We start from the raw sequence: 20,148 nt of genomic DNA on the forward strand, positions 1-20,148 counted from the left end.
TCTCGCCCTCACGGGTTCACATCTTGGGAAGTCGCCGGTCCCGGCTGCGGCGCGGTGACGAGAACGGCACCGCTGCCGCTCGTCTTGGTCGTCATGCCTTTGCCGCCGTTGACGCCGTAGACGGGGTGGCTGGCATTGTCGTCGCCGAGCCGCATCTCGCCAGTGAACGACCAGCGCGAGTTGCCCTTGTCGTAGTAGCCGACCACGGTGTCGCCGACGCGAAACTCGATGCGGTCCTTGGTGCAGCGGATTTCGGTGTTGATGCCGTCGCCCTTGTGGTGGTTGTAGTCCTGCTCCTGCTGACCGCCGTCGGCATCAGCCGTCGTCGCCACATGCAGGATGTCGCGCGCCTGCGGCGCCGGTGATCCACCCTGCTGCCCTGGCTGCTGCGCCTTTGGCTTCGGCTGCTTCTTGTTGTTGATGTGCCGCATGGAGACGTATTCGTCCGGGTGCGGCACGATCATGAACACGCCGCCGTCCTTGTCGTCTTTGCTGCTCGGCTTGATGTAGGTCAGGGACCGGCCGTAGTCGGTGTTCGGTCCGTACTGCGCCGACGACCCTGGCACCATGGTGCGCGGGCGATGCCTGCGATCGTCCATCATCACCGCGATGTAATGCGACATGCCGCCGGCCGACAGCATGATGGCTTCGGCCGCCTCGCCGCCGATGTCATCGTTGCCGTAGCCGCCGCCCTGGCCCTGCTTGCCATCGCGCGGCATCACCACCGACGAGAAGCCATAGTTCTGGGGAGCTTCGATGTTCTTCCGCTTGTGCGAGTGGAAGCCGTCAATGTCCGTCTCCTGCATCATGTGCTTGTCGGCGACGCTGTTCACCGTCGCGCGGAAGACCGTCATGAACGAACGAAACGAAGTCTCAATTGGCGTGCCGAACCTCATCCGAGTGGTCCTTTCTGATCGGGGGTTGTGCCGACGATGGGCGTTGTGCCGGCGTCGAACACCGACTTGCCGGGGTCGCCGCTGGTCTTCACGACCGGCGTGTCGCCGCTCGCCGGCTTGGCGAACGGAGCATGCGCCTTCATGTAGAGCGGATTGACCATCTCAAGCGTCGTCGTCGTGCCCGCGCCGTCGCGCTGGTCATAGGTGACCTTCTTGCAGGTGAGGTTGTTGTCCAGGATCAGCATCGGCGACTTCACGTGGTAGGTCTCGCGCGCCTTCCACAAGTCGCCGTTGCCCTGCACCCAGCCCTGCACGGTGATGTTTGCCTGTACCTCGCTGCCCTCGAACACGCGGCGCGAGGTGTCGGCCCGCCACTGGTACTCCTGCTTGTCGGCGGTCGGGATGTCGATGAAGTCGATCCACCAGACCGGCCGCTTGCCCTTGCCTGGAGCCTCGCCGACGTTCTTGTTCGCCGGGTCCATGTTCTTGTCGTCGTGGCTCGCGCCGTTGCCGATCGAAAAGTGCCGCTCATAGAAGTGCGTGTCGCGGATGACGCACGATGCGCGCAGGATGTTCTTGCCCTCGATCAGCTCGCCGACCGGGTTCGCGTCGTGGTCGCCGATCAGGAGCAGGTTGCCCAGCGCGTCGCTGCCGAGCTTCACGTCGCGCATGCGGCAGGCGCGCTCGATGAAGTTGTAGGTCAGTTCGCCGGGATTGTGCTGCAGCTCCTTGAAGACCTTGCCCGGTATCTTGCCGATCGTCTTGACGTTGACGCCGTGATACCCGGCCGCCTTCTTCGCCAGTTGCTCAAGCGACATGCCGTCATAGTTGCCGTTGGTGTCTGGCTTGATCGAGGAGATGGCGGTGTTGTAGGTCGTGGAGGTGCCGCTGATCAGGATCGAGTGCTCCTTGCCAGCGTAGCCCACCTGCCGCTCCATCACGAAGCCGGTGAGCGCGAGCTTGCCGCCCAGCATGATCTCGCATTTGTCGCCGGGCGCGATCTGCATCGCCGCGAATGATACCGGCGTCGGCGAAAATTCCGTGCACTCGAACGAGAAGTACGGGTTGGCCTGATCGGTATCATCGACCACGGTGACCGCTGTCCAGTCGCGGTACGGCATGCCGTTGACGCGAAGCTCGGCGATCTCGGTCGGGTTCTTCCACCCCATCACTGCACCGCCAGCATCTCGCCGTCGCGCGGCATGAATGCGGGATGGACGACCTTGTTCTGCCTCCAAAGCTCGTCGCTGTGCGTGGCGTCGCCGTAGGCGTGCTGCGACATCTTCAAGGCCGGGTAGGTGACCTGATAACGGTAGGAGATGACGCGCGGCAGGATCAGCTCGGTCTCGTAGAACTGCCGGGCGACGCGACCATGCAGCGCGACGATCGCCATGTAGCACGCTTGGTCCAGCGCGTCCGGCACGGCCTCTTCGACCTCCTCGAAGGCCGCCATCATTGTCGCCTTCATCGCCGTAGCGTCGTCACGCGAGGCGAACGCCAGCGTGGTCAATGCGATGCTTTCCTGTGCCAGGGAGATCGTGGCGAACATGAACTGCGTCGCGGTCGCGATCAGCCCTTCCGGCGTCTCCCGCAGCGCGGCCTTGCGGACCTGCGACAGCGATTGCTGGGTCGCGGCGGACATCCTGGCGAGGGTGAGCACAATCACCACGCGGTGCGTCAGGGTGCCATCGATGATGTAGTCGGACGCATTAGCGGCGATGTTGCCGACCGCTTGGCGGAATTGCGCGCCGGCCGCACCGCCCAGGCCGGGCGCGGCACCGAGAATAACCGGGCACATCCGCTGCACAATCTTCGACGCCTCTTCAACGTCGCGATAGGTCCAGTTCGCCGTCATGTTGGCACTCTTCCGACTGAGGTATCCCAAAGCGCTTGCACCTGTGTCGCCGACGGCGTCGCGCCGATCGTGCTCGACATGAAGGCCGCGACGGTGTCCTGCACGGTGCCTGCCGCGCCCAACGTTTCGGATGTCGGCATCGGAGCGACGCCCGCGAAGCCGGGCTTGCCGAATTCGGTGAACTCCATCTCGATGGAGCAGTAGCCGCCGCGCTCGCGAACTTCGGTGATGGTGTAAGTGCCCGCCATCACCTCGATGTTGTGCCCCAGGTAATCGAAGGGCATCTGCAGCGTGCCGGGGCCGTCCGCTTCGAGGCTGGCGATCAGGATGTCGCGATCGTCGAGGTAATTCGGGCCGATCAGAAAGCCGGTGACGTGGAAGCTGAGCGGCGTGCGGCCCATGTCCTCGCTGTAGGGATCGTTCCGCTTCGGATAGGTGTGCACCACGACGCGGCGCCCGCTGCTCCTTGCGCCGCTCTCGACGTAGAAGATCGCGCCGCGAAACGCTGCCTGCTGGAATTTGTCGCGCCACGGGTTCTTGATGTCCTTGATCGTGCTCATTGTGCGGCCTGCTTGCCTGTTGCTGGCATCGTCGGGGTCTGCTGCGGCCCGTTGTTGAACAGCGTCGAGGGAATGCGTGCGACGCCCTTCTCGGCGTCCTTCATCGCGCTGGCATCGATCGAGATGTCGAAGACGTTCTTGCCGGCCGCCGCCGCGCCGGTCTTGCCAGCGTTGAGCTGGTCGAAGTCCCTGCCACCGCGCTGCGAGCGGATGGCGTTGACGATGGTCATGCCCTCGTCGGCCTCCTTGTGACCGGGGTTGACCTCGCCATGGCCGACGACCGGCGTGTTTGGGAAGTTCTCGGCGACGAACCTTTTGGCCGCCGCGACCTGGGCTGGCGTCACGTCCTTGTCGTTCTTGGCGATGACCTCCATGCCGACGATGTTCTTATTGGACAGGAACGGCTGGCCCGGTCCCAAGATCGGCGACCGCCGATAGCGGTCTTCGGGCATGATGTTCGCGGCACCGCGCCCGCCGATCTGCACGATGTTGCCGTCACGATCCATCGCGTACTGCACGCCGAGCCCGCGCTGCCGCAGCGTGTTCTGGACGCTCTCGACGGTGCCGCGCCCACCGGTATGGTGCATGACGAAGGCGTTCACGCCCTCCATGTCCTTGGCGTTGACCGCTGGTGCCGTTACCGGGCCGCCAGCGTTCGCGCCTTCGGCCGGGTTGGGCACGTTCTCCACGCGCGGTCCGGGCCTTCTCCCGGCGGGCGGGGCATCCGTCGAGCTGCTGCTCGGTGCAGGCGTGTTGCTCGGCGCCGGGCCGCTGGTCGGTGCGGAGCCGCCGCTCGGCGCGGAGCCGCCGCCCTGCGCCTTCATCTGCGCTGCGCGCATGTCATCGAGCAGCTTCTGGTACTCGACGTTGACCTCGTCGGTTTTCTCGGTGGTCTTCTTGATCGGCAGGCCGACACGCGCGCGCCACCAGTTGCCGAAGTCCGTCCAGAAGGACGGCCCCTTGCCAGCCGTGACATCGCGGTCCTGCTGATCGCGCTGCGCCTTCAGCGCGGCCCCCGCCTTGTCGCTGGTGGCTTCCTCCTCGTCGGTGAGCATGCGCCCCCGGCTCAGGTCGTAGGAGCCGAACGCGGGTTTGCCTACCAACCGCCGCTTCTCGGTCTTGTCGAGGAAGTCCATGATGTCGGTGAGGCCCTTGGCCAGCGCGCCGAGACCTTCGCCGACGCCCTTGACGAACTCGCCGATCCCCTTGCCCAGGCGCTGGACATCCGCCGCCGTCAGCTTGCCCATCGCATCGGTGACCTTCTTCAGGCCATCGGCGAGCGCCTTCACGTTGTCCTTGTTTTCGAGCGCCTTGGTGATCGTCTCGACCAGCGGCTGCAGCGCTGTCGTCGCAGCGGTGCCGACCGTCAGCTTGAGCTTGTCCCACTGCAGCCCCGCCTTGATCCACTCCTCGTGATACTTCCGGGCGTCGGCGATCTGCTTGTCGGTCATCCCGGCAGCGTGTGCCATGCCCTCCATGGCATCGTTCCATTCGAGCCGCGCCGCCTCGATGTTGTTGAACCACATCTCGGCCCAGGCGCGCGCCTTGGCGGGGTCTGACTTCTTCAGCTCCTCCATGCGCTGCCAAGCAATCGCCATCTGATCGACGGGGTTCTTGGCGTTGAGGATCGAGCCCACCACGTCGGCACCGCCGAGACGGACGATCTCTTCCCACGTGCCGTGGATGCGGAGCTTGGCCTCGTAGACGACCTTATTGAAGTTCTCCATCATCTGGATGGCTTCGGGCTTCGTGATGTTGACGCGCGCCGCCGCATCCATGAAGCCGCGATACTGCTGGATCGTGAGGCCGACGCGGTCAGCGCCTTCCTTCACCTCGACCAGACCCGACGCGAACGAGTTGAGCCCGACCGCCGCAGCGCCGAGACCAAGCACGATGCCGGACAGCGAGAGCGAGAAGCCGCCGAGTGCCGGCTTCACCACGGAGATGATCTCGTTGGCGACGCCCTTGAGGCTCTGATGGAGGTGCTGCAGCTCGCGCTCCATCGTGGAGGTGTCGCGCTTCTGCCCGGTCTGCGCGAGCGTGCGCCGCCACTGCTCGACCGCCGCGATGGCCTCGGCCGTGCCGCGCAGCCTGAATGTCATCTCCAGTGCGTCGTCAGTCGGCATCGGCAGTTTCCTTCTGCGCGGCCTTCTGCGGCTGCGGCTGCGGCTCCTTGGTGTGCTGCCGCTGTTGCGTCACGCTGGCGATGCTCTCGCCCTGCGCGTTGGTCCTGACCTCAACATCGCCCTTCAGGGCCTTGACCTTGAGGTTGATGTGCAGCTTCCGCTTAAGCGTCGCATTCTCGTCGCGGATCGCGTCGTCGAGCATGTAGCCCGGCAGGCCGCCTGCGCTTGTCGTGCGATCGGGGATGATCGGCTGCGGCGCCTTGGCGAAGCCGGTGGCGCTGCCGCCCTGCGATGCCTGCGGGTTCGCCCTGGCCGCATTCATCGCGCCTTGCCAATCGAGCAGCGCCGCACTGCTCGACGCCGACGCTGTCGTGGGCGGCGCCGGGCTCTTGCCGTCAATCTCGGTCGCGACCGAATGGGCCCAGCCGAGATACCTGTCGGCTTCGCCGCGCCGTCGCAGCGAGCCAAAGTATCGCGTCGCGCCGCCCCATCGGCCGTTCTCGCCGACGCCCGCGATGACCTTGTCCTTTGGAATGGCTTGGTGCCATTGATTGACGAGCGCCTGCGCCTGCGCGTCGGGATCGTTGACGTTGCGCCCGCCGAGCCCATAGCGCGCGAGATCGCCCGGGCCGAATTGATTGAGCCCGCCGCCCGGCGCGTTGCGGTTCAAGCCGCTCTCCTGCTGGGACGTTGCGAGCGCGAGCGCCGCCCACTCTTCCGGTGTGCCCTTGTTGATGCCCCATTTGGGACCATCGGGCGGCACGTAGCCGTCGAGCGGGCCGCCCTTGAACTTGGCGACATAAGACTTGTACAGGGCGCCCGCATCGACATCACCGCCGCCGCCGCGCCGCTGCCGCACGACGCTCGGGTCTCCACCTGCCGAACGCGGGCCGCCGCCGCCCGGACCATAACCGGTGCCCGGCACGAAGCCCGCGCCGACCGCGCCAGTGTCAGGACCAATGGCGCGCGGGCCGCCGGTCGATTGCGATGGTGCGAAGCCGGGAATGTTCGCAGCCGGGCCGCCAGCGCCGACGCTGTAGCCGCCCGGCACCGCAGCGCCAGCGCCCAACGCACCGCCGCTCGGCAGGTAGCCGCGCCGCGCTGCCTCGTTGAGCGTGTTGATCTGCTGCAGAAGGTCCTTGGTCCGGTCCAAGCCATCGGACAGCTTGTCGAAGCTGTCCCGGTTCTGCTGCTCCATCAGTTGCGCGTTCGCGCCGGTCATCCCGCCGATGACGGAGCCCAACGAGGGCAAGCGCCACGTCCATGGCTTCGACGGCGTTGGCCTCGTTTCCAGCTCTTCCTTGCTGGCGTGCTGCGAGGCGACCCACTCCAGAATGCGGTAGATCATCGAGGCCGACTTGAGCGCAACGTTGATGCTCTCGCCGAACAGCCGACCCGACTGCTGCAGGTCGCGCTTGGTGATCTGGGAGATGGCCGTCGCCGCATCCTCCAGGCCCTTGACGATCTGATCGAACAGCGTCGGGTCATCGGCGAAAATCTTGTTCAGGTTCTCCATCGCCCGCGTGAAGCTGGGGAGCACCTCGACGCCCAGCTCCTGCTTCAGGTCATCGAATGCCTGCTCCAGCTCGACCACGGCGAGGTTGAACTTGCGCGCGGCTTCCTCCTGCTCCTTGGTCGGAGCGACGGCCATGGCGGCCCAGCGCTCAACTTCCTTGAGCGACTGGTTGATGAAGCGGTAGTCGCCGAGAAGCTGCTCTGACAGGAAGCGTGCCCGGTCAGGTGAGGCCTCGCGCAGCTTGTCGATGCGCGCCAGCACAAGGCGCAGCGCCTCGGTGTTGTTGCCGCTCTTCTCCAGCGCGTTGACGAGACCGCCGTCGCCCCAGCCGACCAGCTCGGCCCGAAGAGCGCCCATGCGCAGCCGGATGTCGTCGGCCTTCTTGGCGAAGCCCTGCAGCGACTGCATGGCCGCTTCGTTGCTGATGCCGTGGGCCTGCGCCGCAGCGGCATAGCCCTTCATGGTCTCGATCGAGACGCCGGTCTCTTTCGCGATATAGCCCATCTCGACGGTGGCGTGAGCGAAGTCCTTCGCCGACTTGGCGGCGCCGACCAGCGTTCCGGCGACGGCTGCAGCGCCGAAGCCCAGGGTCACGCCGAAGCGAGAGAGTGCCGGCGTGATGACGTCGCGCAGCTCACGGCCGACAAGGTGTACGCCACGCTGCAGCGACTTGGCGTTCTCGACCGGCTGGCGCGTGTTCAGGCCGGTTGAGTAGAGCTTCACAATCTCACGGTTGAGACGGACGAATTCGTCCATCGCTTCGCGATGACCTGCGACTGTGACTGGTAGGCTGCTGTCGACCATCTACTGAGCCTCGGGCGGTCGCGTTCGCTCCATAAGCTCAATGGTCCAGTGCAGGTGCCGCTCCACTTCCGAGATCGGCTTCGCCAGAAACACCGCCGGGTCTTGCCCATAGTATTTGGCAAGCCGGTAGCAATTCAGCACTAGATCGTCAGCCTTGGTACGAAAAAACGGGACAGCCTCCACGCCGCGTTGATCCAGTCCTGCGACGACAGGTTCTTGATCGTTGACGGTGGCACGCCCGCAAGCTGCACCATCATCGCGCTCATCTCACGCTGGTTGAACGCGATGCGCGGCGGATCGACCGAGAAGTCGATCGTCGCTGGCACGCCTGCCGCCTCGATGTCAGCGCCGGTTGGCTCGCGGAAGACCAGCTCGCTGATCTTCTCGCCGTGGGCCACGACCTGCTTGTCGAGGGTGATCCTGATCTTGTCGTCGGGCGCCGCAGCAGGCTTTGGCTCTGCTGCGGTACCGTTGAGGTTCTCGCCGTCCGCCATCGGCACACTCCGTCAGTTTGGCTAGAAGATTTCGTCGCTCTGGACGCCTTCGAACCGAACACGGAACTGACCGTCGCGCGTGTTGATCTCGAAAGCCGATTTGCACCACGCGCTGCGGAGCGTGTACACCGTGCCGTTGATCAGCTCGGCGGTGACGGTTGCATCGGTGATGCGCTCGATCGCCTCAAGGCTGAGGCCGGGAAGGGTTGAGCAATCGCCCTCGATGTAGGGCACGCGCGGCAGCTCCTGATAGCCGTGCACGCGGTCCTGGCCGGCGATGCCGGTGCGCTCGACCATCGACATCGAAACGGTGAATGCACCTTTGAGGGGATATTGGTTGCCGTCCACCTTGAGGAAGGCCGTGCCTGCGATCGGGACACCCATTGGCTGTCTCCCTGTCTCGCTTGCTCGATGCACATTGTCCCACCGGGCATGTGCGCTTTCAAATGTTCATACAGATGCTGCTGCATTGAAAAAACGGGCCGGTTGCCCGGCCCCGAAGTTTCGAGAGATCAGCTTGCTTACGCGAGGGAGGTATCCACGCCGCGATCGTACTGGAGCCTGAACTGCGCCAGCACCGCGAAGATGCGGAGCTGGTTCACGAGGTCCGGCGGGTAGAGCACGTTGACGCGGTTGGGATCGTTTGGGTCGCGCTCGACAATCAGGTTCTGCTTGAACGCAATCGCGTTCTCGACCAGCCCGTTGTACTCATCGACGCGATACTCGGCGACCAGCTCGGCCTTGATGATCTTCGGCGTGACGATCGCCTGACCGGGTCCGAAGCGGGTGCCGTCGTCGGCGAGCTTGTGCCTGGGGAATTTCGAGGTGATCGCCTGCCGCTGGTTGCGGAAGAGCCGCGCCAGCGTCGCAAGCGTGGTGACCACCTCGTAGGCGTCGTCCGGCTGGCCGTAGAGGTTCTTCTGGTAGGTGGTGGTGTCGCGCATGATCGCCGGGATGCCGTCGCCGTTCGGCCGCTGCGTGGCCATGCCCACCGTGGACATCGCATTCAGCTCGGCCATGGTGAACTTCTGGTGCTTCGGCGCGGGCAAGCACCCCTGCAACGTCAGGGTCTGCAGCGGCCGGGCCGGATCGTTGAGCAGCGCGCGTGCGGCCTTCGCGGTGTAGGCCGCCGCATACTCCCACGGCGCAGTCGGCGTCTGCTTTTCAAGCGCCATCACCGAGACCACGGGCGAGTTGTTGTTCGGCCCCCAGGTGATGATGTTCTGGTAGGTGTCCTTGTAGGACGCGAACACGTGGCCGTAGAGCTGGCGCATCCAGCCCCAGCGCCCGCTGTCGCTGAAGCCGTACTCGTTCTCCCATGCCACAAGCGAGGTGCTGTCGGTGAAGGCCAGCGCCACATACTCGAACGGCTCGTCGCCAAGGTTTGCGAGCGCGGTGTCCATGTCCGGCGTGCCGGTGCCGCCGGCAAGCTTGCCACCGTTGTCGTAGGTCAGCCCGAGGCCATCGGGCATCCGCTCCCCGGCAAGGCTCCCGCCGTAATTGTCGCGCACGTCGATGAAGTTGCCATCGATGCCCTTGTGCCGCGCGGTCAGGGTCACGGCGCTGGCAATTGAGTTCGCCGTCACCGCCATGCCGGGATCAGCCTGGATCGCTGCCACGATGTTGGTCGCGACCTCGTCGGCGGTGTCGTCGGCGGCGACGCCGATCTGCACGCGCCTGCCGTTGACGTAGAGGGCGAGCGTGCCCGCGCCGGTCGGCGGCGAGGAGACGGTGATGGTGCCGGTCGCGGCGACACCGGCCGCAGGCTCGGCGATCGGCAGGCCCCACACCTCGGCGGCAAAGTTGTTGTCAAAGATGCGTTCGAACATGTTGTCAAGCATCGAGCCCGCGCCGAAGAAAGCACGCGCCTCCTGCTTGCTGCCGATTGCGATCGGGATGTCGAACGGCACGGTTGACCCGCCGTCACCAGGCGCTGCCGACGCCGCGTTTGCGTGACCGACGACCAGGATGGCCTGACGATAGACCGGAAAGCCTGCCATGCTGGGGTCCACCTCGACCCAATACAACGGCATCCTCCAGTTCGCAGGGATCGAGTTGAAACTAATCGGCATGACCATCTCCCTTGTCTGTCTCGGCCGACGCGCCGACAGGCGGTGCGGTCAGCAGTGAACCTTCGGCGACGCGGCGGCGCGTGAAGCCGTCGTGAGGCCACGACGTTCCCTTCGAGCTATCGCGCAGCGGGCCGCTCACGGGGTGGACCAGACCCGCGCCGTTCTGGCCGGGCCAGACCTTGATGGTCGGCATCCGGCTGGGCGTGATCTGCGACAGTCCCTTGTGTTTGATGGAGATCATATTGAGCCACCACTTGTTGGACTTCAGCCGGGTCCGATGTCGGGCTCGGGTAGCGGGTTTCGACGTGGATGGTCTTGAGATCGTCGGGCACGATGGGCTCAAACCAATCGGTGTACTGCAGCACCATCTCGATGCGGATTTCGTAGAGTGTGGTCTCGCCGACCTTCGCGAGCTGCGAGATGCGATCCATCGACAGCACGCCCTCGGACAGGTTGACGAATTTCGGATTGCGCAGGAGCACGGTGTCGAGCTGGCTCATCCAGTCCTCGAGGATGGAAGGCTGGTTCGCCTCGTCGGTGAGCGCCTTGGTCGATCCGGAGATGTTGAGCGTCAGCTCGGTCCTGAATTTCGGTGGGCCAATGTCGGCATCGCCCAGCGCGTTGCGGCGCTCGCGCACGATGTGCACGGCAACCATCGGCAAGTCGGCTTCGTTGATGATCAGCATCGGCTCCAGGCCGAACGTCTTGAACGTGCCGGGCATGCCCGCCTGGATGAGCTGCATCGCCGTCTGCTGGATTTGGATGGCGTAGGTGCTCATGTGTCACCCGCCGGTTCTGTCGCGCGGAGCTGCAGCGTGGCGCCGCCCTGACCGTCGAGTGAGATGTCGCTCTGCCAGTACATGATGCCGCTCGCCTGATGCAGGAAGCGGTCGCCGCGCACCGGCTGCCACGGCCAGTCCGAGAGCCTGATGCCCATGGTCGTCTGCTGGTCGCTGAAGACCTGACCATCCGCCATCTCGACGTTGAGCGCGGCGGATGAGTAGACCCCGGACACCGGCACGGGTGCGTTCCCAGGGCGCGACTTCGAGGGATACCAAACGAACGGCACGCCGAACGTGCCGACAGTCGGCCCCAGAACAAGGTTGTCGAAGTCGATCCCCATCGGCGCCGCTCAGGTGTACTTGCCGCGAAGCAGCGCGCTCGGCTGCGTGCAGTAGTTGAGCGCGTTCTGCTGCGTGTCGAGGTGGATGCCCTTGCCGTTCGGCATGTCGTACTGCTTGACGTAGCGCGGCCTGCCCATGGTGTTGACGGTCTCGATGTAATCGGCCGGTGCGTACACCGTGCGGAAGAGGCCGGGCACGCCGATCGGATAAAAGTAGGCGTGCTCGCTATCGACAAAGGCCGTGCCGCCGACCGATCCGCGATAGTTGGTCCACTCGATCCCGCCGAACGGGAATGAACCGAACGCCAGCCCGCCGTTGACATAGCCCTGCCGCAGCTCGGCCGCCGCCTGGGTGTTGAGGTAGGTCTGCCGGACTTCCGGGTGCGCGATCAGGCCGTCGTAGAAATGATCGCCGCAGATGCAGCCCACGCCCATCAGCGGAGTGCCGCCGAGTGAGTTCGCCATGGTGCGGATCACCGCAGCGCACTGCTGGCGCAGGGTGCCCGGCGCGGGGGTGGCCGCGTCGAGATTGAAGTCGATGTCGGCGGGCGGGCCTGCAACTCCGAACTCGGTGTACAGGTTGAGGGTGCTGCCGTCCGCATAGGTGACGACGCCAAGCACGGCGCCGACGCGGGAATATTCCATCGTCGCTTCGAAGCTCTGGCCCGCTGTCTGCAAGCGGTCGGCGACCTTCGCCATAACAGCCTGCTCGCCGGTCTCCTCGCCGAAAGGCCGGATGTTCTGCACCTCTTCGGCCATGACGGCGTCGTTGACCTCGAAGTGCGGGACGGAGAGCAAGCGAAGCGCGCGCTTGGTCTTGTCGATCGTCACGCCGGGGGCGCCACGCGGCGTCGGCGGGACCAGCCGGATGATGCCGTTCTGCTCCTCGATCGCGACCGCAGTGGTGTTGATCGATCCTTCGGTGAACAGCCCGATCGAGCCCAGGTAGCCGGGCACGAACAGCATCTTGTTGATGGCGTCCGTCAAACTGACGATGGTGAATGCGTCAGTGTGGAATACGTCGAGCATTTTGCCTTCTCCCTTGGCATCATCGCGCTTGCTCCACGATTTCCACGTTCAGTTTCGATAAGTGATGTGCCTTCGCGTTAGGACCGCACGATGATGTGGTTTGCAGCGAGGAACGCCGCGATGGCGTCCTTGTCGGCCTGCACGGCACCAGCGAAATACGTGAGGCAGTTGCCATTCACCTCGGCGTCGCGCATCAGCACCGCGACCTTGACGCTCGTGCCAGCGCCCGTTGTCGCGGCGCCATAGATCGCGATGGCATCGCCTGCGGTGGCGTCGGTGATCGCCACGAAGTTCGCGCCCGACTTCTTGACGACCTGCCCAGCGACGAAGCTGGCCGGATCGAGGAAGGTGCCGCTGCCGCGCGAGCGCTCGCCGTTCGCTTCGGACAGGATGAACTCGGCCGGATGACGGGTCTCGTTGAGAACAGGCATGTTGGTCTCCTCGTTTGGTGCGCGGCTACTTCTTCCCGCTGATCCGCGCGTTGAGCTTGTCGATGATGATGTCCCACTTGCGCGGCGCCGGAACGCCCAGCGGAGCCGGACGGTGCGGGATGACGGGTGCCTGCGCCTCGATGCGGGCGCGCTCTGCCAAAAGCGCCTTGCGCACCTCGGCGATCGGCTTCTTCTCCGCGATGAGGCTGCGCGCCATGGTCGGCAGCGCTGCCATGTTGCAGAGGTCGAGCACCTCGTTGACGTAGCGCGCATGCTCGTCGGCGCCTTCGGTCTTCGCCTTGGCGCGCAGCTCGACCACGTTGGTCGGCGGCTCCGGTGCCGGCGGGTCCTGGGGCGGCGGGGGTGGTGGCGCAGGCGACGTGTCGTCACCTGCGCCGTCCCCTTCCTTCGGCTGCGGCGGCGCAGCCTCAGAAGACATGACGGCCTTGATCCTGTCGGCGGCCTTCCGCGGCAGGAGCCGCATGGAGTAATTGGCCGCGAGCTTCACCGCGCCAGCCTGCTCGTCGGCGAGGCCCAGCTCGATGGCCTCTGCCGCGTCCATCAGGCGATCCTCTTTCATGATCGCCGCGATCTTGGCTTCCTTCTGCCCGGAACGGGCTGCGTAGGTCGCGGTGATCGACGTGTCCAAGCGATCAAGATCATCGGCGAGCGCGCGCATGTCGTCGGCGTTGCCCATGGAGAAGCCGCTCGCCCCGTGGATCAGCAGGAAGGCGTTGGCGGGCATGACGATCTTGTCGGCCGCCATCAGCACCACCGACGCCGCCGAAGCGGCGATGCCATCTACGGTGGCCGTCACCGTCGCCGGATGGTTCTTCAGCGTGTTGTGGATCGCGATGCCGTCGAAGGCGTCGCCGCCAGGCGAGTTGATGCGGAGGTTGAGCTGGGTGATGTCGCCCAGCGCCTTGAGGTCGGCGTCGAACTGCTTCGCGCTGACGGTGTCGTCATCCCACCATGACGCGCCGATCTCGCCATAGATCAGGATTTCGCCGGTCTTCTCTTCGGCCTTCATCGTGTACCAGTGGCGCATGATGGGCTCCTAAGCTGCCTGTTGATCGTTGCCGTCGCCAAGGTCCTGGCTGGCGTCGGCCTGTTCCTGCGGGTCCGCGTTCGGATCGTCCGGCTGGCTCGCCGCTGCCTGCAGCACCGGGAATGCGAGGCCCAGGTCCTCGGCGCGCTCCTTGTCGGCGGCGATGCGCTGATCGTTTTCCTCCGGGTCGTAGCCTTCGGCCTCGATGACATCGCTGCGCGACTTGAAGCCCGCATCCACCGCGAGCTTCTCGGCCTGCCGGTCCTTGAGCGGGTCCACCCATTCGAAGCGCGGCGCGATCCACTTCGCGCGCGTCATGACCTTCTCATTGCCGACGTAGTCTGCGGTGGTGACAGGGATCGCTGCGGTCAGCACCGCGTCGTTGAACCAGCGCCGCCAGACCGGCCGGCAGAACTGATGCACGATGATGTTGTACTGGAGCTGCTCAAGCCTACGCCGATACTCCACGATGACGCCGCGCAGCGAGCTGTAGCTCGCGCGCCGGGTGTCGCCTGTGCCGATCATGTAGGGCACGCCCATGGCCGAGAACGCCGCGAGCTGCTGCCTGTACTGGAAAGCCTCGTAGGAGCCGCCGACATCGGCGGGCTCGCTGAATTTGACATCCTCGCCTGGGAGGAGAGCCTGCATGGTGCCGGGTTCAAGCCCGCCAAGACCGACGCCCAGCTCCATGGGCTGCTCTGCATCGGTCATGGCCGGTGCGGGCAGGATGTCTTCGGGCGCCGGGCTCGTCACGAAGCCCGCGAAGAGTGCCGCGATCTTTTTGCGCTCAAGCTCCGCGTCGTCGTACTGGTCGAGGAAGAACAGGCGCGTCATCGCGGCCGAGACCAATGGCACGCCACGCACCTGACCGGGCCGCGTCGGCCGGAAGATGTGCAGCACCTGATCTGCCGGCACGCGCACCGGCTGCATGTTGAGATAGACCTGCGGATCGACCGGCGCGTCGCCTGGGTGGCCGGGGAAGAACCAATAGGCGACGCGTTTCGCGACGTAGTCGAACTCCACGCCGTTCATGATGTAGTTGCCGTTCGACGCGATCTGGTTGAGCCAGTACGGGCACATCTCGCTTTCGAGCAGCTCGACCTGCAGCGGCACCGTGAGCCCATCCTCGAGGCGGCGGGAGCGCAGGCGCACGAAGATTTCGCCTGCCTCGAAGAGCGCGGATGCGACGACGCTTTGCATGCCGTAGAAGTCGGTGAGGCCGTCTGCATCGGCCTCATCGGTCCAGTCCATCCAGACTTCCATGACCTGCTTGCGCAGCTCTGGATCATCGGTGATCAGCGACGACGGCTTGATGCCCGCGCCGATCAGGTTGGCGACGAAGTTCTCCCTGGCGGCGACCGCATGCGCGCTATTGCGCAAGAGGTCGCGGCAGCGCATGCGCAGGAGCGGTCCCTGCGCGGCCATGATGGTGTTGATCGAATACTGTGTCGGCTTCCATGACGCGAGCCGCCGCCGATAGCGACCACCGTCGAAGCCACCGCTGGTCGAGCCCGCTGCGGATGAGAACGGATCAAACTGGTTCGTCGGCCGAACCAGTCCCATCTTTCCCAGCAAGCCCTCCGCGAGCATGTCGCGGAAAGCACTCATAGGCTACAGCCCCTTGTCAGCCGGACAAACGATCCTGAACTGCCGGGTCGGGACTAATCCTGCGACTTCGTTTTCCATGTCGTTGAGGATTTGCAGCATCTCGGCGAGCGAGCGGTATTCGACCCGCTTGTCGCCGTAGCTGACCGTCGAGGCGCCCTGTGCAATGGCGTAGCGCAGCGCATCGATCTGCGACTGCGTTGCCAGCAATTGCGCCGGGGTACGGGCCTGGAGCTTCCTAACGCGCATGGATTACACGCCGAGATAATTCGACCTGACGATCCTTCGCCTTGGTGTTGCTCGGCCACGATCCGCCTTGCGCGGCGCCACTTCGGGCTGCGATGGAGCCTCTTGCGGCTCAGGCTCCTCGCTCCGGCTAGCTGTAGTCTCGTTTCCTCTTGATGGCAATGCGATGCGCTGCACGTTGAGAAGATAGCCGCCCGCTGCCTGCATCGCTTCGCAGTCGAGAAAATCGTGATGACGCCCGCGCTCGATCCACGTCGGCCTGCCGTTGGGCTGCACGACGCGCGCCTCGCCGACGAGCGGATGACAGTAATCGTCATCAACGCCCTTCGGCAGATGCCACGCGCCCGGCTTGTCCTGGCGCCAGCGGATGCGCTCATGCACCCATGATTTCCAGTGGTCGGTATCCAATCGCGCGATGTCGAGGCCGAACTTGCTTTTCTTGCCGGCGCGGTTGACCTCGACCTTAGAAAAAATCAGCGGCGTGCGCATGGGCGACGAGCTGCCCTTGGTCGCGCGCACGCGCCTGCCCATGCGGCGGCAGAATTCGTAAATGCGGTTGAGGGGCAGCGTGTCCACCTTGCCGGGCCGGAAGCCGCTGTCGATCAGGGTGAGCCTGATCGGCACGTCGTTCACGTCGCTGGTGATCAGGTCCGCGAGCGCATCCCACACCTCCTCATCGGCGGTGTCGCCCTGCAGCTTGCCGTAGTCGATCAGCCATGACGTTGCGCGCGGACCCCAGCCGCGCAGCACCCATGGCAGCGACTGCTTTTGCACGTCCACGCTGAGGATGAGGTAGAGCACGCCATCCGGTACTTCCCCGCGCGAATAGAGCGAGCCGTGCGACTTGTTGCGCAGCTCCTCCCATTCCGGCACCTCGCCGCCGCCCGGCGCGTACAGCTCGCCGAAGCCAGCGTTCATGGCCTGCTGCACCATGGCCTCGTCGCCGGACTGCTCGGCCTCGACCAACACCGCGACCCGCTCGCCGAACGAGACGAATGGCGAAGCGAGACCCGAGACCCAGAACGAGATGGACTTGCTTTCGACCGGCACCCCGTGCACTTCGCCATGCACATCGACGGTCTGGCCCGGTGCGACGTAGCGCCCGCGCGCGTTCATGTCGGCCTTGTGCGTGTCCTCGATCACGCCGCCGCAGTGGGGGCATTCGAGGAAGGTCCCTCGCGCCGCCTCAAGCGGCGGGGCCTTGCGGGGATAGTGCAGGAGGTTGAAGCGCGGAACGAAATACTCGGCGCAGTGCGGGCATGGCCAGCACCAGTGGTGCCGCGTGCCTTGTTGCCAGAGCTGCCATATCGGGCTCTCGATGTCTTCGACCACGGTGACCTCCCAAAACAGGAGACCGCTGCGCTTGTCCTTCACGGCCTGCACCCTGCCGCGCTTCGGGGTCGATGTCACGACGCAGACGAAGTCTGCATAGGTGTCGCCGCGTCGCTCGACCAGACCCAGCGGGCCGCCCTGATTGTTCACGTTGTCGCGCATCTCGTCGTACTCATCGACCAGCGCGAGCACGGCCGGGTCCGATTTGAGCGCCGTCGAGCTGCCGCTGTGCGCGAGCCGGAAGGGCACGCCCGCCACCACCTTCCGCGTCTTGGTCATGCGCTTGCCGCGCGCGAGCTTGGCGGTCAGCGTCGGCGCTTCATCGAGCAACGCCATGACGCGAGGCTCGCACTGCTCCGACAGAAACTGCTTGTTTGGGCCGACATACAGGATCGGGCCTGGACGCTGATCGAGGCGCTGGCCAGCGACATCGAGCATGGCTTCGCTCTTGCCGGTCTGCGCGCCGAACACCATGACGACGCGCTTGAAGGCCGCGCTGGCGATGACGCGCTCGGGTTCGATCACATAGGGTGTGAGGTGCGGATCACGCGGACCCGGTACTGCCGCCGTGCGAGGGTAAATCCTGTTCTCCGCTGCCCATACGTCCGGGGTCACCTCCTTGGACGGCACCAGCAGCAGCGCTCCGCGCGCCCAGAAGGTATGCCTTTTCGTTAAAAGCGTCCGCGAGGCGGTGGAGGATGTCATGGAGTGCCCGATCTATCGTGCGGCGAAAGCTTAGGTCGCGCGTGACGCGGGGCGCCAAGCCTGCCAATTCGGAGCGAAAGGTGCCGACCATCTCGTCGACGAGACCATTCACGTCCTCGACCTGAACCAGCCGTCGTTCGTTCTCCAGGTTGCGCAATTCGATTTCGCGGGCACGGGCGTCGCGCACCCGGCTGTCCGCCGCACTCTTGCTGCTGCGGCGCTCGCAGTCACGCAGGAAGCGGATCAACGCGCGCACGCCCGCAATGAAGGGTATCATTCCGCGGCTTCCGCGAGGCAATGATCCTTCGCGCTGGAGCTGGCGAATATAGGTCGGCGTGTAGTCGGCGAACGCCGCGAACTCGGTCACAGTGATGAACCGGTCGCCTGCGGGCGGTTGGTCGTCGCCGCCGATGTCTTCTTCGTTGCTCAACGGACACCGAGATATTTGTGCGTCTGGATCGAGATGCGCCAGCCGTTGCGTCGGGCGGCATCCATGCAAAGCTCTGTCGCCTTCCTGCTCATCGACAGCGGCTGAAGCCAGACGAGCGCCGGACCATAATGCTCGATGCAGCGCTTGAGGGTTTCGACATCGGCGGGCTTGCCGACCGGCATCTTGATTTCGTTGGCGCGCTGCCACGCATCGGCGCGGAAGGTCCTGCCTCCGGGCATGTGGAGTTTCGGCGAGACGGTGACCCATGCGCGCGGGTCGATGCGGATTTCCTCGGTGCCGCTGGTCTCGACCTGCACAGTCCAACCGGCGGCGATCATGCGGCGCGACAGTTCGGTGAGGTCGTACATGCAGGGCTCGCCGCCGGTCAGGACGAGATGCCGGGAGCGGGACGGCCTGAGGGTCAGGATCAGTTGATCGACGGTGACGCTGGCATAGGCCGGGCTTGTGACAGTCTTGCTGACGATGTCGGCGAGAGTGACGACCTGCGCCGGGTCCATCTCCCAAGTGTACTTCGTGTCGCACCACGGACAGCCGACATCGCATCGCTGAAGCCGGACAAACATCGATGGCATGCCGGTGAATGTGGCCTCGCCCTGTACGGTCTCGAATAGCTCGTTGACCGGGAGCATCAGATCACTGCCTCGCATGAGCATTTTCGGGTCTCGTCTACGACGACGCGCACGAGCCTGACGGACGGCGGCAACACCCTGGGACCGACAACGGTCAGAAGGTGCGCGGCGATGTTCTCGGCGGTCGGATTGAACGGCACGGTGACGATCGACGGATCGATGATGACCAGCGCCGACAGAAGCGGATCGCGTTGCCAGAGGAGCATGCGGTGATCCCAGTTATCTTCCAGCCACATGCAGAGCGTGGACTTGACGACGCTGAAGTCGATGATGCGGCCCAGGTGATCCAGGGCGTCGGCTTCACAGTGAAAGTGCACGCGATAGTTATGGCCATGCAGGTGCTGGCACTTGCCCTCGTGATCGACCACGCGATGGCCGCACGAGATGTCGTGATAACGGATTGCGCGGATCACTGGCATCGGAAGCCCCTTGCTTGGATGAGCGCCAGGACCTCGGCGCGGGCGGCCGGGCCGTCGCGGAAGATGCCGCGCATCACGGATGTGGTCATCGTGGCTCCGTCTTCCTTCACCCCGCGCCATGTCATGCAAGAGTGGCGTGCGCTGAGCACCACGGCAAGACCACGCGGCGCGATGATGCGCTCCACCTCGTCGGCAAGCTGCATGATGGCCTCCTCCTGGATTTGGGGGCGCGACAAAATCCAGTGAGCGATGCGAGAGAGTTTCGAGATGCCGATCACGCGCGCGCCAGGAATGACGCCGAACCACACCTCGCCCTCGATGGGACACAGATGGTGTGAGCACGCGGACCGGACGGTGATGGGGCCGAGGACGTAAATCTCATCCATCGATCTGACGTTCGGGAAGTCGGTGCACGTCGGCGGCGGCTGATAGCGCCCAGCAAAAACCTCGCGCACGAACATTTTTGCGAGACGCTTCGCGGTGCCGCGCGTGTTGTGATCGTTCTCGGTATCGATCACCAGGGCATCGAGCATTGCACCAGCGCAGCGCTCGACCTCGTGCTCGATGGCTTCGAGGTCACCGGGCTGCAGGACATCGGAAATGTTGTCGTTGGCCAAATAGGTGCGGCCGGCCGATTTGAGCCGTTTTCGGACGGTGTCACCCGGCTTTGGGGGCAAAACACCGATTGTCTCTCTATCCGTCAACGGCTTACCCCGCTTTTTCCGTCGTTGTCTGTAGTTGCAGACGCGTCTACGTTCTCGTAGTGCGAGCAATTCCGCCCGCTCGGATAATCCGAAAAAGGACTGA

The 20,148-nt window shown here is 64.8% G+C and carries 21 protein-coding genes; all 21 read right to left on the bottom strand.

Annotated features, from left to right (window positions below):
- Positions 1-8: 8 nt before the first annotated feature.
- The 21 genes from HAP48_RS34960 to folE all read right to left on the bottom strand — a co-directional run bounded on the left by HAP48_RS34960 (position 9) and on the right by folE (position 19,958).
- A complete protein-coding gene (locus HAP48_RS34960) occupies positions 9-896 on the bottom strand; it encodes a phage baseplate assembly protein domain-containing protein (protein WP_166204350.1) in 888 nt (295 codons plus the stop codon).
- Positions 893-2,065 carry a phage baseplate assembly protein gene (locus tag HAP48_RS34965; RefSeq protein WP_166204351.1) on the bottom strand — a complete coding sequence of 391 codons (1,173 nt, stop codon included), beginning with the start codon at positions 2,063-2,065 and terminating at the stop codon, positions 893-895. The genes HAP48_RS34960 and HAP48_RS34965 overlap by 4 nt, the downstream gene beginning before the upstream one ends.
- On the bottom strand, positions 2,065-2,751 hold the full coding sequence (locus HAP48_RS34970) for a hypothetical protein (RefSeq protein ID WP_166204352.1): 687 nt from the start codon (positions 2,749-2,751) through the stop codon (positions 2,065-2,067). The genes HAP48_RS34965 and HAP48_RS34970 overlap by 1 nt, the downstream gene beginning before the upstream one ends.
- Positions 2,748-3,311 (bottom strand): DNA circularization N-terminal domain-containing protein, encoded by a 564-nt coding sequence (locus HAP48_RS34975; RefSeq protein WP_166204353.1) that lies wholly within the window; start codon positions 3,309-3,311, stop codon positions 2,748-2,750. Before HAP48_RS34975 ends, HAP48_RS34970 begins: the two co-directional genes overlap by 4 nt.
- Positions 3,308-5,437, bottom strand: coding sequence for an N-acetylmuramoyl-L-alanine amidase (locus tag HAP48_RS34980; RefSeq protein ID WP_166204354.1), 2,130 nt, complete (start codon positions 5,435-5,437; stop codon positions 3,308-3,310). The genes HAP48_RS34975 and HAP48_RS34980 overlap by 4 nt, the downstream gene beginning before the upstream one ends.
- Entirely contained in the window at positions 5,427-7,757 is a 2,331-nt protein-coding gene (locus HAP48_RS34985) for a hypothetical protein (protein ID WP_166204355.1), read from the bottom strand. The genes HAP48_RS34980 and HAP48_RS34985 overlap by 11 nt, the downstream gene beginning before the upstream one ends.
- 140 nt (positions 7,758-7,897) lie before the next feature.
- Positions 7,898-8,251, bottom strand: coding sequence for a phage tail assembly protein (locus HAP48_RS34990; RefSeq protein WP_166204356.1), 354 nt, complete (start codon positions 8,249-8,251; stop codon positions 7,898-7,900).
- A 21-nt stretch (positions 8,252-8,272) separates the two neighbouring features.
- The gene (locus HAP48_RS34995) at positions 8,273-8,635 is read right to left on the bottom strand and encodes a phage tail tube protein (protein ID WP_166204357.1); all 363 of its coding nucleotides are present in this window, start codon (positions 8,633-8,635) and stop codon (positions 8,273-8,275) included.
- 137 nt (positions 8,636-8,772) lie between these two features.
- A complete protein-coding gene (locus HAP48_RS35000; RefSeq protein ID WP_166204358.1) occupies positions 8,773-10,323 on the bottom strand; it encodes a phage tail sheath C-terminal domain-containing protein in 1,551 nt (516 codons plus the stop codon).
- A 116-nt stretch (positions 10,324-10,439) separates the two neighbouring features.
- The gene (locus HAP48_RS35005) at positions 10,440-11,102 is read right to left on the bottom strand and encodes a hypothetical protein (RefSeq protein WP_166204359.1); all 663 of its coding nucleotides are present in this window, start codon (positions 11,100-11,102) and stop codon (positions 10,440-10,442) included.
- Entirely contained in the window at positions 11,099-11,446 is a 348-nt protein-coding gene (locus HAP48_RS35010; RefSeq protein ID WP_166204360.1) for a head-tail joining protein, read from the bottom strand. The genes HAP48_RS35005 and HAP48_RS35010 overlap by 4 nt, the downstream gene beginning before the upstream one ends.
- Positions 11,447-11,455: 9 nt before the next feature.
- Positions 11,456-12,475: a major capsid protein gene (locus HAP48_RS35015; protein ID WP_166204361.1), complete on the bottom strand. Its 1,020-nt coding sequence runs from the start codon at positions 12,473-12,475 to the stop codon at positions 11,456-11,458.
- A 77-nt stretch (positions 12,476-12,552) separates the two neighbouring features.
- Positions 12,553-12,906: a head decoration protein gene (locus HAP48_RS35020; protein ID WP_166204362.1), complete on the bottom strand. Its 354-nt coding sequence runs from the start codon at positions 12,904-12,906 to the stop codon at positions 12,553-12,555.
- A gap of 25 nt (positions 12,907-12,931) precedes the next feature.
- Positions 12,932-13,954, bottom strand: coding sequence for a head maturation protease, ClpP-related (locus tag HAP48_RS35025; protein ID WP_166204363.1), 1,023 nt, complete (start codon positions 13,952-13,954; stop codon positions 12,932-12,934).
- A 9-nt stretch (positions 13,955-13,963) separates the two neighbouring features.
- A complete protein-coding gene (locus HAP48_RS35030) occupies positions 13,964-15,544 on the bottom strand; it encodes a phage portal protein (protein WP_166204364.1) in 1,581 nt (526 codons plus the stop codon).
- A gap of 21 nt (positions 15,545-15,565) precedes the next feature.
- Positions 15,566-15,808: a phage head-tail joining protein gene (locus tag HAP48_RS35035; RefSeq protein WP_166204365.1), complete on the bottom strand. Its 243-nt coding sequence runs from the start codon at positions 15,806-15,808 to the stop codon at positions 15,566-15,568.
- 3 nt (positions 15,809-15,811) lie between these two features.
- Positions 15,812-17,662, bottom strand: coding sequence for a terminase gpA endonuclease subunit (locus HAP48_RS35040; RefSeq protein WP_234622339.1), 1,851 nt, complete (start codon positions 17,660-17,662; stop codon positions 15,812-15,814).
- A 19-nt stretch (positions 17,663-17,681) separates the two neighbouring features.
- Entirely contained in the window at positions 17,682-18,272 is a 591-nt protein-coding gene (locus HAP48_RS35045; RefSeq protein ID WP_166204367.1) for a hypothetical protein, read from the bottom strand.
- A complete protein-coding gene (queE, locus tag HAP48_RS35050) occupies positions 18,269-18,922 on the bottom strand; it encodes a 7-carboxy-7-deazaguanine synthase QueE (protein WP_166204368.1) in 654 nt (217 codons plus the stop codon). Before queE ends, HAP48_RS35045 begins: the two co-directional genes overlap by 4 nt.
- Positions 18,922-19,341 (bottom strand): 6-pyruvoyl trahydropterin synthase family protein, encoded by a 420-nt coding sequence (locus tag HAP48_RS35055; RefSeq protein WP_166204369.1) that lies wholly within the window; start codon positions 19,339-19,341, stop codon positions 18,922-18,924. Before HAP48_RS35055 ends, queE begins: the two co-directional genes overlap by 1 nt.
- Complete coding sequence (gene folE, locus HAP48_RS35060; RefSeq protein ID WP_224496741.1) at positions 19,332-19,958, bottom strand: GTP cyclohydrolase I; 627 nt, start codon at positions 19,956-19,958, stop codon at positions 19,332-19,334. The genes HAP48_RS35055 and folE overlap by 10 nt, the downstream gene beginning before the upstream one ends.
- Positions 19,959-20,148 lie beyond the last annotated feature (190 nt).

This window comes from Bradyrhizobium septentrionale, from assembly GCF_011516645.4.
GTDB lineage: Bacteria > Pseudomonadota > Alphaproteobacteria > Rhizobiales > Xanthobacteraceae > Bradyrhizobium > Bradyrhizobium septentrionale.